This is a genomic window from Bradyrhizobium sp. Ec3.3, assembly GCF_000472925.1.
Taxonomy (GTDB): Bacteria; Pseudomonadota; Alphaproteobacteria; order Rhizobiales; family Xanthobacteraceae; genus Bradyrhizobium.
This window is the reverse complement of record NZ_AXAS01000029.1, coordinates 119,954-134,740: the sequence shown is the minus strand read 5'-3', so window position 1 is coordinate 134,740 and position 14,787 is coordinate 119,954. Positions and strand designations below refer to the sequence as shown.

The 14,787-nt window shown below is 65.5% G+C and carries 16 protein-coding genes and 1 tRNA gene; 10 read left to right on the top strand and 7 right to left on the bottom strand.

Annotated features, from left to right (window positions below; translation table 11 throughout):
• Window positions 1–487: 487 nt before the first annotated feature.
• Window positions 488–563, bottom strand: a tRNA-Ile gene (locus YUU_RS0125615).
• Window positions 564–876: 313 nt separating this feature from the next.
• Window positions 877–1,854, bottom strand: coding sequence for a tripartite tricarboxylate transporter substrate binding protein (locus YUU_RS0125610; RefSeq protein WP_027524942.1), 978 nt, complete (start codon window positions 1,852–1,854; stop codon window positions 877–879).
• Window positions 1,855–1,961: 107 nt separating this feature from the next.
• On the opposite strand from YUU_RS0125610, the gene YUU_RS0125605 reads away from it, so the two are divergent.
• A complete protein-coding gene (locus YUU_RS0125605) occupies window positions 1,962–2,936 on the top strand; it encodes a TAXI family TRAP transporter solute-binding subunit (protein ID WP_027524941.1) in 975 nt (324 codons plus the stop codon).
• A 106-nt stretch (window positions 2,937–3,042) separates the two neighbouring features.
• Here YUU_RS0125605 and YUU_RS0125595 read toward each other — a convergent pair whose 3' ends face one another.
• Both YUU_RS0125595 and YUU_RS0125590 read right to left on the bottom strand, forming a co-directional pair.
• Complete coding sequence (locus tag YUU_RS0125595) at window positions 3,043–4,260, bottom strand: ABC transporter substrate-binding protein (RefSeq protein ID WP_027524940.1); 1,218 nt, start codon at window positions 4,258–4,260, stop codon at window positions 3,043–3,045.
• Window positions 4,261–4,373: 113 nt separating this feature from the next.
• The gene (locus YUU_RS0125590; RefSeq protein WP_027524939.1) at window positions 4,374–5,267 is read right to left on the bottom strand and encodes a helix-turn-helix transcriptional regulator; all 894 of its coding nucleotides are present in this window, start codon (window positions 5,265–5,267) and stop codon (window positions 4,374–4,376) included.
• Window positions 5,268–5,354: 87 nt separating this feature from the next.
• Between YUU_RS0125590 and YUU_RS0125585 the strand changes: the two genes are divergently transcribed.
• The 6 genes from YUU_RS0125585 to YUU_RS0125560 are packed head-to-tail and all read left to right on the top strand — an operon-like array spanning window position 5,355 to window position 11,932.
• A complete protein-coding gene (locus tag YUU_RS0125585) occupies window positions 5,355–6,047 on the top strand; it encodes an ABC transporter permease (protein WP_027524938.1) in 693 nt (230 codons plus the stop codon).
• A 2-nt stretch (window positions 6,048–6,049) separates the two neighbouring features.
• Complete coding sequence (locus tag YUU_RS0125580) at window positions 6,050–6,772, top strand: ATP-binding cassette domain-containing protein (protein ID WP_027524937.1); 723 nt, start codon at window positions 6,050–6,052, stop codon at window positions 6,770–6,772.
• Window positions 6,773–6,786: 14 nt separating this feature from the next.
• On the top strand, window positions 6,787–7,620 hold the full coding sequence (locus YUU_RS0125575; RefSeq protein ID WP_027524936.1) for an extracellular solute-binding protein: 834 nt from the start codon (window positions 6,787–6,789) through the stop codon (window positions 7,618–7,620).
• 56 nt (window positions 7,621–7,676) lie between these two features.
• Window positions 7,677–8,783 carry a molybdopterin-binding protein gene (locus YUU_RS0125570; protein ID WP_027524935.1) on the top strand — a complete coding sequence of 369 codons (1,107 nt, stop codon included), beginning with the start codon at window positions 7,677–7,679 and terminating at the stop codon, window positions 8,781–8,783.
• Between the two features lie 13 nt (window positions 8,784–8,796).
• On the top strand, window positions 8,797–10,746 hold the full coding sequence (locus YUU_RS0125565) for a molybdopterin biosynthesis protein (RefSeq protein WP_027524934.1): 1,950 nt from the start codon (window positions 8,797–8,799) through the stop codon (window positions 10,744–10,746).
• A 55-nt stretch (window positions 10,747–10,801) separates the two neighbouring features.
• Window positions 10,802–11,932: an FAD-dependent monooxygenase gene (locus YUU_RS0125560; RefSeq protein ID WP_027524933.1), complete on the top strand. Its 1,131-nt coding sequence runs from the start codon at window positions 10,802–10,804 to the stop codon at window positions 11,930–11,932.
• Here YUU_RS0125560 and YUU_RS0125555 read toward each other — a convergent pair.
• On the bottom strand, window positions 11,899–12,153 hold the full coding sequence (locus YUU_RS0125555; RefSeq protein WP_051389901.1) for a hypothetical protein: 255 nt from the start codon (window positions 12,151–12,153) through the stop codon (window positions 11,899–11,901). The two genes, YUU_RS0125560 and YUU_RS0125555, sit on opposite strands and share 34 nt — an antisense overlap.
• A 125-nt stretch (window positions 12,154–12,278) precedes the next feature.
• Here YUU_RS0125555 and YUU_RS61355 point away from each other — a divergent pair, with 125 nt between their 5' ends.
• Together YUU_RS61355 and YUU_RS62395 are read left to right on the top strand one after the other, a co-directional pair.
• Window positions 12,279–12,434, top strand: a complete 156-nt coding sequence (locus YUU_RS61355) for a hypothetical protein (RefSeq protein ID WP_245288098.1) — start codon at window positions 12,279–12,281, stop codon at window positions 12,432–12,434.
• An 8-nt stretch (window positions 12,435–12,442) separates the two neighbouring features.
• Window positions 12,443–12,577 (top strand): hypothetical protein, encoded by a 135-nt coding sequence (locus tag YUU_RS62395; protein ID WP_256375302.1) that lies wholly within the window; start codon window positions 12,443–12,445, stop codon window positions 12,575–12,577.
• Between the two features lie 23 nt (window positions 12,578–12,600).
• Here YUU_RS62395 and mobA read toward each other — a convergent pair whose 3' ends face one another.
• Both mobA and fdhD read right to left on the bottom strand, forming a co-directional pair.
• Window positions 12,601–13,284, bottom strand: a complete 684-nt coding sequence (gene mobA, locus YUU_RS0125545; RefSeq protein WP_198031825.1) for a molybdenum cofactor guanylyltransferase MobA — start codon at window positions 13,282–13,284, stop codon at window positions 12,601–12,603.
• Window positions 13,229–14,119 (bottom strand): formate dehydrogenase accessory sulfurtransferase FdhD, encoded by an 891-nt coding sequence (fdhD, locus tag YUU_RS0125540; RefSeq protein ID WP_027524930.1) that lies wholly within the window; start codon window positions 14,117–14,119, stop codon window positions 13,229–13,231. The genes mobA and fdhD overlap by 56 nt, the downstream gene beginning before the upstream one ends.
• Window positions 14,120–14,251: 132 nt before the next feature.
• Here fdhD and mobB point away from each other — a divergent pair, with 132 nt between their 5' ends.
• On the top strand, window positions 14,252–14,779 hold the full coding sequence (mobB, locus tag YUU_RS0125535) for a molybdopterin-guanine dinucleotide biosynthesis protein B (RefSeq protein ID WP_027524929.1): 528 nt from the start codon (window positions 14,252–14,254) through the stop codon (window positions 14,777–14,779).
• Window positions 14,780–14,787: the final 8 nt, after the last annotated feature.

The following is a 14,787-nucleotide window of genomic DNA, read 5'->3' as shown; positions in this document are numbered from 1 at the left end:
ACCGAGGGCCGACCAGTGTTGGAGTAATGCGGCGCAAGCTCGACGCGCACCCACGAGAGATCGAGAACTGCCGCAATTTGCCGAACCTGATGGTCGTCCGGTACTACGGCCTCGAGGTCGAACGCATAGAACAGTTGACCCTGCTCACCCTTGCACCGCCCCATCATCGAAACTCTCCGTCGATGGCCGCTTCACCTCGACGGAATCACGGTTCACTCGGCTCCTCAAGAGAGTTCTGCAACAAAATCGGCCCATTTCGGACCTGCGGATGTCGCCCGCGAATGTCCGGTTGTCGAGCAAAAGCAGAAATCGTACGGGACGACTTTCTGTTGTCAGAGGGACGTACGAGCAAGCCGTCTCGCGCGGCCTAACCATTTGATCGTTAGTTGCGCGAATTCGTCCGCGTTTGCGACGTTCGTCGTAGAATTTCTGTGGGGAATATAACCGACAAAGCTGCACGCAGTTCGATAAGTATTTGATCTTGCAGTGGTGGGCCCGGCAGGACTCGAACCTGCAACCAGACCGTTATGAGCGGCCGGCTCTAACCATTGAGCTACAGGCCCCGCCGCGAGGCGGCCGCGAGGAGCGCGGCCGGCAACGGTGCGCGGTTCGTTTACAAGGCTTGAGCCTGGGGTGCAATGCCGCCCCCGCGCGCGCCGCCGCGGTGTGGATTGGGCAGTCTGCCGAGACGGGCCCAATAATACAATTCTGACGGTGATTTGCCCGACGTGTCAATTGGTTTCGGAAAAGGCGCAGACGGTCGTGCTGGCCCCCTTGGCTACTTTGCATGGGGTTGATTTCGACATTTTTGATCGGAGCGGGACCGGCGCGGGTTTCGACAGTAGCCGAGCCCCGCCGCGGCGTTGCAATCCGTCCCTAATCCACTGAAACCCCCGCGAACTCGACCACCTTGCGCCATTTCTCGGTCTCGTCGGTGACCAGCTTGCCGAACTCGGCTGATGTCATTGGCCTCGGGATGCCGCCGGTCTCGGCGAGCCGCGCCACCAGTTTCGGGTCCTTCAGCGCCTCGCCGACGGCCTTGTTGAGGAGATCGACGATCTCCGGTGGCGTGCCCTTGGGCGCCGAAATGCCGTAGAAGCCGACCGATTCAAATCCCGGAACGGTCTCGGCGATGGCGGGCACATCGGGCACGCTCGGCCAGCGTTGTGGCGAGGTGACGCCGAGCGCGCGGACATTGCCGCCGCGCGCCTGCTCCAGTGCGGAGGGCAGGTTGTCGAAGATCAGCTGCACCTTGTTGGAGATGATGTCGGGGAAGGCGATCGCAGATCCCCGATAGGGCACATGCACCATGTCGCATTTGGTCATCACCTTGAACAGCTCCGCCGACATGTGCACCGAGGTGCCGTTGCCGGAGGACGCATAGGAGATCTGGCCGGGATTGGCCTTGCAGTAGTCGATGAACTCCTGGACGGTCTTCACCGGCATGGCGTTGGAGACGACCAGCATGTTGGTGAGCTGCATGATGCTCGCGACCGGCGTCGTATCGCGCAGGAAGTCGAACGGCAGCTTCTTGTACAGCGAGGTCGAGATCGCGTTGTTGGGCGCGACGAATAGCAGCGTATAGCCGTCGGGCGCAGAGTTGATCGCGGCGGCGGCCGCGATGTTGCCGCCGCTTCCGGTACGGTTCTCGACGATGAACTGCTGGCCGAAACGATCCGACAGCCACTGCGCCATGATCCGCGCCACGATGTCGACGGGGCCGCCGGCAGCAAAGCCGATCAACCAGTGCACGGGGCGATTCGGGTAGTCGGCGGCGGAGGCGGGGGGTGAAACGCCGGCGAGGGCGGAAAGAAAGGCAAGACCGAAAAGACCGCGACGCAAAACACCCAACATGACGCCTCCCATTGCTTTATTGTCGTTGCCGCCATGCTTCCATAAATTCGTGTCGCTGCCTACATCGTCGCTAGTCTAGTGTTGACGCAGTGCGCCGAGGAGCGCTCATGAAACTTCATTCGCTGATCATGCTGGGCATGGCGCTGTTTGCAGGCGCAGCCTCGGCGCAAAACCGAGAGGATGGAGACAAGGCCATTTCGAAAATGACAATCAGCCTCGGCACCGCGACGCCTGGCGGCGGCTTCCCGCTCTATGGCAATGCGTTCGCGGAAGTGATGAATGCGGCCGATCCTGTGCTCGCGATCGCCCCGCGCAACACCAAGGGCAGCAACGAGAACATTCCGCTGCTGGAGAAAGGCGAGCTCGATCTCGCCCTTGTCGCCGGCGAACCGGCCTATGAGGCCTTCGCCGGCATTGGCCGCGCGAAGGTAGCGCTGAAAATTCTCACGGCGATCTATTCCAATCCCGGCATGTTCGTGGTGCGGGCGGACAGCCCCTACAAAACCATCAGCGATCTCGTCGGCCAGCCCGTGGCGTTCGGCGCGAAGGGCTCGGGCCTGCCAATTCTCGCGCGCTACATGCTCGACGGCCTCGGCCTCAAACAGGACGAGGACTTCAAGGCGATCTATCTCGACCGCGCCGGCGACGGCCCCGCGATGGTGGAAGACGGCCGCGTCGCTGCGCTCTGGGGTGCCGGCATCGGCTGGCCCGGCTTTGCCGCGGTCGCCTCAAGCGCATCCGGTGCGCGTTTCATTGCGCCCGATACTGATGAGATCGCGCGCATCCGCGCCAAGCATTCCTTCCTCAAGCCGCTGACGGTGCCGGCCGGCTCCTATCCGACGCAGACCGCGCCGATCGCCTCGCTCGGCTCCTGGAGCTTCGTGCTCACGCGCGAGGACCTGCCCGACGATGTCGCGTATCGCTTGGCGAAGACGCTGCACGGCGTCGAAGCCGTGTTCTGCAAGAAGCTCGCGCAGGCCTGCGAGACCACGGCCGCGAACACCGTCGCGGCCGCACTGAGGCCGGAATTGATTCATCCCGGCGTGATGAAATATTTCCGCGAGATCGGCGTCGTGAAATGACCGTCGCTCAAGGCGACGGTCATCCCGGGGCGCGCGAAGCGCGAACCCGGGATCTCGAGATTCCGGGCTCGATGCTTCGCATCGCCCCGGAATGACTGCTACGCCGTCACTTCTTCACCATCGCACACGCCGGATCGGGCGGGCCGAACGCCTGATCGCCGGAGATCGTCGCGAGGATCTTGTAATAGTCCCAGGGATATTTGCTTTCCTCGGGTGACTTGACCTGCACCAGCCAGAGGTCGTGCACCATCAGATTGTCATCGCGTAAGCGGCCGTTGCGGGCGAAGAAATCCTCGATCGGCTTTTCCCGCATCTTGGCTGCGACCTTGAGCGGATCGTCGGTGCCGGTCTCCTTGATGGCGTTGAGATAGTGCATCACGGACGAATAGACGCCGGCCTGCCACATCGTCGGCATCCGGTTCATCTTGGCGAAATAGCGCTTTGCCCAGTCGCGGGTCTTGTCGTCCATGTCCCAATAGAACGAGGTCGTCAGCAACAGCCCCTGCGCGGCCTGAAGGCCGAGGCCGTGGATGTCCGTGATCAGCGCGAGCAGCGCCGCCATCTGCTGGCCGCCCTTGAACACGCCGAACTCGGCGCCGGTCTTGATCTCGTTCATGTTGTTCGGGGGGCCTGCGGCAATGCCGATGATCTTGGCCTTCGAGGCCTGCGCCTGGAGCACGAAGGAGGACAGGTCAGGCGTCGCTAAGGGCGGCCGTACCGAGCCCAGCACCTTGCCGCCACTGGCCGTCACGACCGCGGATGCATCGCGCTCCAGCGAATGGCCGAAGGCATAGTCGTCGGTGATGAAGAACCAGCTGTCGCCGCCGCGCTTGATCACGGCCTGTGCGGTGCCGACCGCTAGCGCGCGGGTGTCGAACACCCACTGGATCGCATAGGGCGAGCAGAACTTGCCGTGGAAGTCGGCCGTGCCGGTCGAATGGGCGATGAACAGCTTCTTCTTCTCGTTGGCGATATTCTGCACCGCCAGTCCCACCGCCGACACCGGGACGTCGACGATGAGGTCGACCTGTTCGACGTCGTACCAGCGCCGTGCCAGCGCCGCGCCGATATCGGCCTTGAGCTGGTGATCGCCGACCACCACGTTGATCGGCTTGCCGAGCACCTTGCCGCCAAAATCGTCGATCGCCATCTGCGCCGCCGTCACCGAACCCTGGCCGGTCGGCGTCGATGCCGGGCCGTTCATGTCGGTAAGCACGCCGATCTTGACGACGTCGTCGGACACCTGCGCCGAGGCGGTGCCCGACAGCAGCGTCACGGCTGCGATTGCGGCCACGACGGACAGTCCTGTTCTGCCTGGAGTCACGCTATTCCTCCCCTCATGCAGCTCGTTGGCCGCTGTTCGCTTGATTGCGGCCGGGTATGGCCCGGCTGAATTGGTTTCTTTTGCAACTATTTGGGGCCGGGCGTCAACGCTGGTCAGGCGGCGAAGCGGATCTGGCCGGCCGGCGAGGGATCGTAGCCGGTCAACTCCTCCGCATGCTGGCGCAGCTTCTTCTCGCTGAGGAACCGGATCAGCGCCTGCATCGGCGGGCGGAAATAGGTGCGCTGCCGCATGGCGAGATCAAAGTTCTCCCAGAGCAGCGGAACGAAATCGAGCCCGGCCGACTTGGCGGCTCCGCGTGTTGCGACGCCGCAATCGGCATGGCCGGCGCGGATGGTGGCGGCGAGGTCGGGTCCGGTGAGGTTCGGCGCATCCAGCCGGCGCAGATCCCGAAAGGAGGCACCGGCACGCTTGAGCAGCACGTCGAGCAGCATCTGCGCGCCTGCGCCCTCTTGTCGCAGCGCCATCCGGGCCCCGAGCGCGAGCACGTCCGGCAGGCTGCGCAGCCGCTTCGGGTTGCCCGGCGGCACCAGGAGGCCCTGCTCGCGGCGCACCAGGCCCACCAGCACGGCATCATGCAGGTCCGGCGCGGCGCGCACGGCCGCGGCATTGGCGTCGCTGGCGAGATTGTCCGAGCTATCGAGGCTGTGAAAATGCAGCGCCGCCGCCACCACCTCGTCGCGCTGCAACCGTTCCAGTCCCCGTCCCGTGCCTTCGTTGAGCGAGGCGAGCCCGGAGCCGGATTCCCGCAGGCTCCATTCCAGCAGGCTGTCCTGGCTGCCGCCGACGATCGGCGGCGGCTCGGTCGCCCGCATGCCGGCCGGGCGCGCCAGGCCCGAAAGCACCCATAAATCGAGCTCATGGCGCGGGAACAACCACTTCCCGGTCACCTTGCTACAGGGGATGGCCCCATTGGTGACGAGCTCATAAAGCTTGCGCTCCCCCAGCCGGAGGTAGTCCGCCGCCTCACTCGTCGTCAGGAATTCCATTCTGCATTCCTATGCATATCTTGGTTCGCTTTTTGGCATTTGACGCAGGCCGGAATTTTTGCAGTTCAATGTCATCTTATGGGAACCATGCCCGATCATCTCAGTGCTTTGCAACTCATCCTCAGCGGCGATCCTGCGTTGCTGGCGATCGTACGGCTCTCACTTGGTGTGAGCCTTGCGGCGGTCGCGCTGGCGTCAGCAATCGGTATGCCGTTCGGCGCGTTACTGGCGCTGACACATTTCCGGGGGCGCGCGGTCCTGGTGGTGCTGCTCAACGCCATGATGGGGCTGCCGCCGGTCGTGGTCGGGCTAGCGCTTTATCTGCTGCTGTCGCGCGCGGGGCCGCTCGGCGAACTCGGCATCCTCTTCACGCCGGCGGCGATGGTGATTGCGCAGACGGTGCTGATCGTGCCGATCATCGCTGCGCTGACCCGGCAAACGGTGGAGGACCTCTGGGTCGAGTATCGCGACGAGCTTCGCGCCATGAATGTCGGCGCGGTTGGCCGCATGACGACATTGTTGTGGGACGCGCGCTTCAGCCTGCTGACGGCGCTGCTCGCCGGCTTCGGCCGCGCTGCCGCGGAAGTCGGCGCGGTCATGATCGTCGGCGGCAATATCGACGGCTTTACCCGCACCATGACGACTACCGTGGCGCTGGAGACGTCCAAGGGCAATCTGCCGCTGGCAATGGGGCTCGGTGCGATCCTGATCGTCATCGTGCTCGCCATCAACGCGGCCGCCTGGGGGACGCGCGTCTGGTCGCAACGGGTGACGGGGTGACCATGCGGGCGCCGATCAGCGATCTTCCAGTGGTGCTCGAGGACGTCTCGCTCCAGAGGGGCGTGGCCACGATCCTCGATCGCATCAGCCTCACGATCACGCCGGGTGCGCCGACCCTGCTGATCGGTCCCAACGGCTCCGGCAAGACCAGCCTGCTGCGGCTGTGCATGGGACTTGCGGCTCCGACGGGTGGCCGCATCAGTTGGGGTGGCCGCAGCGATCCGGCGCCGACGCGCCGCGCCTTCGTGTTCCAGCGCCCGGTGATGTTGCGGCGCACGGCTTCGGCCAACGTCACCTACGCCCTGGCACAGGCCGGCGTGCCGCACGCGCACCGGCCCGGGCGCGCGGTGGCGCTGCTGGAGCGGGTCGGCCTTGCCGATCTTGCGCACCGTCCGGCGCGACTCCTCTCCGGCGGCGAGCAGCAGCGGCTGGCGCTGGCCCGGGCGCTTGCGCGCGATCCCGAGCTTCTGCTGCTGGACGAGCCGACCGCCAATCTCGATCCCGCCGCGACGCGCGCGGTTGAAGAGATCGTCACGAGCGCGGCGCAATCCGGCATCAAGATCGTGATGGCCTCGCACGATCTCGGCCAGGTGCGGCGGCTTGCGGGCGAGGTGGTCTTCCTTGCGCGCGGGACGCTGTGCGAGCGCGCGCGGGCGAGCGAATTCCTGGACCATCCGTCGACGCCGGAGGCGCAGGCCTTCCTGCGCGGCGATCTCGTGATTTGAAGTGGAGTTTTCCGATGGCCTCTCGCCGCCCGTTCCTTCCGCTCGCGATGCTGCTGGGCATCGCCTTGGTGAGTTCGACTTCGTCGGCCGAGGATCGCTCGATCGTCGTGGCTTCGACGACGTCGACGCAGGACTCCGGCCTGTTCGGTTATCTCCTGCCGATGTTCAAGGCCAAGACCGGCATCGACGTGAAGGTGATCGCGCAAGGCACCGGCCAGGCGCTCGACACCGCACGCCGCGGTGATGCCGATGTCGTGTTCGTGCACGCAAAACCGCAGGAGGAGAGATTCGTCGCCGACGGATTTGGCGTGAAGCGTTTCGACGTGATGTACAACGACTTCGTGCTGATCGGGCCGAAGAGCGATCCCGCCGGCGTCAAGGGCAAGGACATCGCGACTGCGCTGAAGGCGATCGAGGCCAAGGGCGCGCCGTTCGTCTCGCGCGGCGACCGCTCCGGCACCCATGCCGCCGAGCTTGCACTCTGGATCATCGCCGGCATCGATGTCGCGAGCACCAAGGGTGCCTGGTATCGCGAGATCGGGCAGGGCATGGGGGCGGCGCTCAACACCGCGAGTGCGATGAATGCCTATGTGCTCTCCGATCGCGGCACCTGGATCGCGTTCAAGAACCGCGGCGATCTCGACATCGTCGTCGAGGGCGACAAGCGGCTGTTCAACCAATATGGCGTGATGCTGGTGAATCCGGAAAAGTATCCGTCGGTGAAGAAAGAGTTGGGGCAGACTTTCGTCGACTGGCTGATTTCTCCCGAGGGCCAGGCCGCAATCGCCGGCTACAAGATCGACGGCCAGCAGCTGTTCTTTCCGGATGCCGCCAGGAAGCCTGACTAGCAAGTAGCCGGAATAGGCGAGTTGCCAAACCGAGCGCTGCGTGGTCCATCTGAGGGATGACCCAGCGCCTGCCGCCGTCGCTCACCCCGCTCGATCTCGCGCTCGCCGCGCTGCTGCGCGGTGTTCGGCCGGTTGCGCCGGTCGATCTGCCGCTCGCCGAGGCGCTCGGCTGCGTCGCAGCAGGAATGCCGCCGCTTGGCGCTTATCCGCCACACGATACCGCTGCCGCGGACGGCTGGGCGTTGTGCGCCAGCGATCTCGTCGGCGCGTCCTCCTACTCGCCGTTGCCTTTGGCTGCGCCTCCGATTTGGGTCGAGGCCGGCGACGCGATCCCAGAGGGATGCGACTGCATGCTCGATGCTGACGCGGTCGATACTGCGGGGCCGATCACGGAAGTGCTCACCGAAGGTTTTCCCGGGCAGGGCGTTCGGCGGAGGGGCTGCGACATGGCCGAAGGCACCTCGACCGTTGCCGAGGGCCGGCCTGTTCGCACCACCGAGCTTCTGCTGGCGCGAGCTGTAGAACTGGAGACTCTGAGCGTCCGCCGCCCGCGGCTGCGCGTCATCAACATGCCCGGTGGCACCGCGGCTGCTCAGCTCATCGCCGATCAGGCTCGCGCGGCGGGCGCGGAGGTGACTGCGGCGGAGGCTAGCGCGCGCGATGCGGCGTCGATCGCGAACGCGCTCGAAATCACCGCTTGCGACCTGCTGCTGACCGTCGGCGGCACCGGCGTCGGTCGCCGCGATGCCGCCGTCACCGCGCTAGCCGATTGCGGCGAGGTCCTGGCTCACGGGATTGCGGTGCAGCCTGGACGTACGGCGGCGATCGGAAGAATCGGATCAGTTCCCGTCATCGCGCTGCCGGGCGCGCCGGATCAGGCATTTGCGGTTTGGCTCATGCTGGTCTGTCCGGTGCTGGATCATCTGTCGATGCGGGCCTTGCGCAAATCCGCCAGCTTGCAGCTCGCCCGCAAGATCGCATCAAACGTCGGCATGGCGGAGATCGCGCTGCTGGCCGAGGAACAAGACGCCTGGCTGCCGCTTGCGGTCGGTGAGCTGTCCTTGCAGGCGATCGCCCGCGCCGACGCATGGCTGCTCGTTCCCGGCGACAGTGAAGGCTTTGCGGCGGGCGCGCCGGTCGATGCCTATCTGATGCGGGAATGATATGGGTTCCGGCATGAACAGGATTCCGCAACCGACCGACCGCAGTTCGGTCGATCAGGAGCAGTTCCTCAAGATACTCTCCCGCGAGGAGGCGCTGGCGCGCTTTGAAGCCGCGTTGTTCCCCCGCGCGCTGCCGAGCGAGACGCGCGCGCTTGCGGCTGCGCTCGGAAGCGCGCTCGCCGAAGACATCTTTGCGCCGATCGACGTGCCGCCCTTCGACCGCTCCAACGTCGATGGCTTTGCTGTCCGCTCCGCGGATCTTGCCGCGGCGAGCGAGGCTGCGCCCGTGCGTCTCGCCCTGAATGGCGAGATCATCGCCTGCGGCACCGCGCCGGCCCTTCAGGTCGCCTCGGGCACTGCGACGCCAATCGCGACCGGCGGCCCTCTGCCACGCGGCGCCGATGCGGTGGTCATGGTCGAGCACACCCAGCCGGCGGGGATCGGCGCGATCGACGTCCGCCGCGCGGCTTCGCCGGGCCAGTTCGTGTCCTATGCCGGCTCGGACATCGCGCGCGGCGAAGCTCTGCTGCGCGGTGGCACGATCATCGGTTCGCGCGAGATCGGGATGCTCGCCGCCTGTGGCATCGCCGAGGTCAAGGTCGTGCGCAAGCCGCGCGTTGCGGTTATCTCGACCGGCGACGAGTTGGTGCAGCCCGGCGAGGCGCTCGCGTCCGCTGCGATCTACGACACCAATGGCGCGATCGTCACTGCTGCGATCGACGAGAACGGCGGCGCGGCGCATTTCATCGGCGCCATTCCTGATAACGAGACCCAGCTCGAGGCCGCGATGCGCAAGGCGCTCGCGGAAGCCGACATGCTAGTGCTGTCGGGCGGCACGTCGAAAGGCGCGGGCGATGTATCCCATCGCATCATCGGCCGCCTCGGCCAGCCCGGCATCATCGCCCATGGCGTCGCGCTCAAGCCCGGCAAGCCGTTGTGCCTTGCGGTCTGCGACGGCAAGCCGGTGGTGATTTTGCCGGGCTTTCCGACCTCGGCGATGTTCACCTTTCACGACATGATCGTGCCGGTGCTACGGCAGATGGCGGGCCTTCCGCCGCGCGCGGATGCCAAAGTGAGTGCGAAGGTGCCCGTGCGGATTGCCTCCGAGCTCGGCCGCACCGAGTTCGTGATGGTCTCGCTGGTCGATGGCAAGGACGGACTGATCGCTTACCCCTCGGGCAAAGGCTCCGGCGCGATCACGTCCTTCGCGCAAGCCGACGGATTCCTGCGCATCGATGCGCTCGCCGACCAGATGCCGGCCGGCAGCGAGGCCGAGGTGACGCTGTTCACGCCGCATGTGCGCGTGCCCGATCTCGTCATCATCGGCAGCCATTGCACCGGGCTCGATCTCGTCACCGCGCCGCTCGCGCGCGCTGGCCTCAGCGTGCGCTCGATCGCGGTGGGCAGTCTCGGTGGATTGGCGGCGGCGCGGCGCGGCGAGTGCGATCTGGCGCCGATCCATCTGTTCGACGACAAGACCGAGACCTACAACACGCCTTACCTAGCTGAGGGGCTCGAGCTCGTGCCAGGCTGGCGGCGCATGCAAGGCATCGTGTTCCGCAAAGGCGACAGGCGTTTCGACGGCTTGTCAGCGAAGGATGCCGTCGCCGCCGCGCTCGCCGATCCAGCCTGTATCATGGTCAATCGCAACCAGGGCGCCGGCACGCGCATCCTGATCGACCGCCTGCTCGGCGGCGCGCGACCGGAAGGCTATTGGAATCAGCCGCGCTCGCACAATGCGGTGGCCGCCGCGGTGGCGCAGCGTCGCGCCGACTGGGGCATGACCATCGCGCCGGTCGCCCATGCGTCCAGCCTCGGTTTCATTCCGCTCAGCGAAGAGCATTATGATTTCGCGCTGGTGAGCGTGCGCAAGCAGCGTCCGGCGGTGCAGGCCTTTCTGGATGCGCTTGCCTCGGACGAGAGCCGTGCGGCGCTGGCGCGGGCCGGATTCCGGCCAGCCTGAGCCTAAGATAACGACGCGGGCCGTCGAGCAGCGCGATGACAGGGGTGGGGACGCGATGGCAAAGCCGCTTTCGGTTGCGATCGTGGGTGCCGGGATGGGTGGGCTTGCCACCGCCGCTGCGCTGCGGCGCGTCGGCATCGACGTCATGGTCTACGAGCAGGCGTCGCAATTTGCCCGGATCGGCGCCGGCATCCAAATCGGCTGCAACGCAATGAAGGTGTTGCGCGCGCTCGGGCTCGAGACGCGGATGCGCGATCACGCCTTTTATCCGCGCTCCTGGAACAACCGCGACTGGCGGAGCGGCGACGTCAAGTTCGACATGATCTTCGGCGAGAGCGCCGAGCAGAAGTTCGGCGCGCCCTATCTGCTTGCCCATCGTGGCGATCTGCATGCGGCGCTCGCCAGCGCCGTTCCCGCCGAATGTATCAGGCTCAACCACAAGCTGGCCGGCCTCGATGAGAGCGCCGAAGGCGTGAGGCTCACGTTTGCGAATGGCACGAGCGCTATCGCCGATGCCGTGGTCGGCGCGGACGGCGTGCATTCGCTCGTGCGCGACATTCTGTTCGACACGGCGCAGGTCAGGTTCACCGGCCGTATCGCCTATCGCACCACCTATCCCGCGTCATTGCTCGGCGGCGAAGAGATCGACGACTGCACCAAATGGTGGGGCGAGGACCGTCACATCGTCATCTATTACGTCAAGCCGGATCGCAGCGAAGTCTATCTCGTCACCAGCCAGCCGGAGCCGGATTTCCGCATCGAGTCCTGGTCGGCGAAGGGCGACGTGCGGGATTTGCGCGCATCGTTCGAAGGCTTTCATCCGCAGGTCGCGCAGGTGCTTGCCGCATGCCCCGACGTGCACAAATGGGCGATCATGGATCGCGACGCGCTCGAGCGCTGGTCGGACGGCAAGGTCACGCTGCTCGGCGACGCCTGCCATCCGATGACGCCCTATATGGCGCAGGGTGCGGCGATGGCGATCGAGGATGCCGCCGTGCTCTCGCGCTGTTTGGACGGTGTCGCGCGGGAGGGCGTGGCAAACGCGTTTCGCCGCTTCGAGGCGACCCGCAAGGAGCGGACCACGCGGGTGCAGGAGACCTCGCGCGCCAACATTTGGCTAAAGGAGCGAACTGATACCGGTTGGGTCTATGGCTACGACGCCTGGACCGTGCCGCTCGCGGCCTGAGTGGCCTTTTCGCGCATGCGTTCGCGCTCTTCTGCTTCGGCAAGCGCGCGCTGTGCATCGGGTGCGAGCGGCCTGGGATCCGGTGGGACCTCGACGAGCTTCTCGGCGCCCGTGGCCAGCCGCGCAAGGTACCTCGCATCGGCGATGAAGCACGCGATATCGAGCGCGAAGTTGACCGCACGGACAAGGAAAACCAGAAAGCCCCAGACCGCCTCGATCATCGCCGTTAACCGGTAAAGCTATTGAACGCTCGTTGGTCGCAGCCCGGCCCGAGGCGGTTCAGGGCGGTCAAGGCGCCGTGAACTTGCCGCCTTGCGACCACGACTAATGTGGCGAGGATCAGCCCATGCCCCTGTCGTCCCAGCTCGGTTTCCGCAAGATCGCCGCTCTCATCGCGGCTGCCGGCACGCTGTTCTGGCTCTACACCTTCTACGCCATCGCGCACGTCCCGATTGGTGACGGCACGGTTTCCAATGGCTCGCGGTCTTCCCGCTCGGCATGATTTTCGGGGTGTTCTTCCTGCCGGCCTGGCTGCTCGTCGCGATCGGCCGGCTGCCGCGCTTCACCACCCTTTTCGGCCTGTGTGGCCTGATCGCCTTTGCGGTGGTGTGGGCGCAATTGTTGACGGAATTCCCCAAGACTTAGCTCTTCTAAAAGAAGGCACGATTTTACTGAGCCGAATGCTCGTCCAGCGCGGCCAGGCGCTCGGCTTCCGCGATGTCCTCGACCGTGTTGGCATTGAAGAACGGATCGAGCGGCTGAACCGGCCATGTCACCGTGGCGAGCGGAAAGCGCGCGGTCCAGCGGTCGATCTTCCTGACATCTTCGACGACGAGGGCTTGGCGCAATTCGTCGCGCAAGGCGACGCGCCACAATCCGATCACCGGATGCGACTGCTCGCCGGAAGCGGCAACAGCGAGCTGTGCATTCTCCGCCGCGCGCGCCGCGTGCAGGCGTGCGACGAGGTCGCGCGGCAGGAACGGGCAGTCGCCGGCGGCGCTGAGCACCCATTCGATGCCGGGCCGGTTCGCCGCGGTCCAGTCGAGCGCGGCGAGAATGCCGGCGAGCGGTCCGGGATAGCCCGGCACGTCATCGGCGACGACGGTTAATCCGAACACGGAAAACCGCGAAGGCTCGCCATTGGCGTTGAGGATCAGCCCGTCACATTGCGGCTTCAGCCGCGCGATCGCGCGCTCCAGGATGGTCCGGCCGCCGATCGTGCGCATCGGCTTGTCGCCGCCGCCCATGCGCCGCGCCAGGCCGCCGGCAAGCAGCACGCCCAAGGTCGGCGGAGTTTCAGTCGTCACCACCTTCACCCTTGCGCTTGTGCTTGGCCGACTCTTCCTCGACATAAGCGAGGTTCTGGTCGTAGACGATGCGTTCCTCGCCCGCGAGCGCGATGAAGCGCTTGCCGCGCGTGCGTCCGATCAGCGTCAGCCCGACCTGGCGGGCGAGATCGACACCCCAGGCGGTGAACCCCGAGCGGGACACCAGGATGGGGATGCCCATCCGCACCGTCTTGATCACCATCTCCGAGGTGAGCCGGCCCGTGGTGTAGAGAATCTTGTCGCGGGCCTCGACATTGTGGCGGTACATCCAGCCCGCGATCTTGTCGACGGCGTTGTGGCGGCCGACATCCTCGGTGTAGCAGAGCGGCGTGCCCTCCTTGCACAGCACGCAGCCATGGATCGCACCGGCCTCGAGATAGAGCGAGGGCATGGTGTTGATGGTCTGCGTCATCTGGTAGAGCCAGGAGGTGCGCAGCTCGGCCTTCGGCAGCGTCACGCTTTCCACCGCTTCGAGGAGGTCGCCGAACGCGGTACCCTGCGCGCAGCCGGAGGTCTGGGTGCGCTTCTTCAGCTTGGCCTCGAAATTGGTGTGGTGCGAGGTGCGCACCACGACGACCTGGAGGTCGTCGTCATATTCGACCTCGGTAACGACGTCGCTGTATTTCAGCATGTTCTGGTTGAGGAGATAGCCGAGCGCCAGATACTCCGGATAGTCGCCGATCGTCATCATCGTGACGATCTCCTGGGCGTTGAGATAGAGCGTCAATGGCCGCTCCATCGGCACCTTGGTCTCGACCCTCGCGCCGGCCTGGTCGACGCCGACGACGCTCTGCGTCAGGCGCGGATCGTCCGGGTTGGGGACGATCAGGGGGACCGGGGCTTTGTCGATCTTCATCATGGGTGCGACGTTAGCATGACATTCGGCCCAGGCCGATATAAGCATGTGAGGGAACGAAGGAAATGCCTCCGCTCGCAATGACGGAGATGGCGGTTCCAGCCGCGTGATACGGCTGGCGGAGATCGAGTTGTGATGAAAATCATCGGCCTTGCGGGATGGAGCGGAGCGGGCAAGACCACTTTGTTGACGCGGCTGATTCCACATTTCAACGCGCAAGGCCTGCGCGTCTCCGTGATCAAGCACGCCCATCATCATTTCGACGTCGACGTGCCGGGCAAGGATTCCTGGCGCCATCGCGAGGCGGGTGCGGCCGAGGTGCTGGTGTCCTCGGCAAATCGCTGGGCGCTGATGCATGAGCTGCGGGGGGCGGCCGAGCCGCGGTTGCCGGAACTGCTCGCAAAGCTGTCGGCGGTCGACCTGGTCGTGGTCGAGGGTTTCAAGCGGGAGCCGCATCGCAAGATCGAGGTGTACCGCGCTGCCAACGGCAAGCCGCTGCTGTTTCCCGACGATCCCGGCATTGTCGGGATTGCGGCCGACGTTACGGTTGAAACCAGGCTGCCGACGGTCCATCTCGATGATATTCCGGCCGTGGCCGCGCTTGTCTTGCGCTCCGCGATGACGGCCGACGAGGCGATGGCGAAGAGCGCGCTTGCGCGCTGACGAGGCAT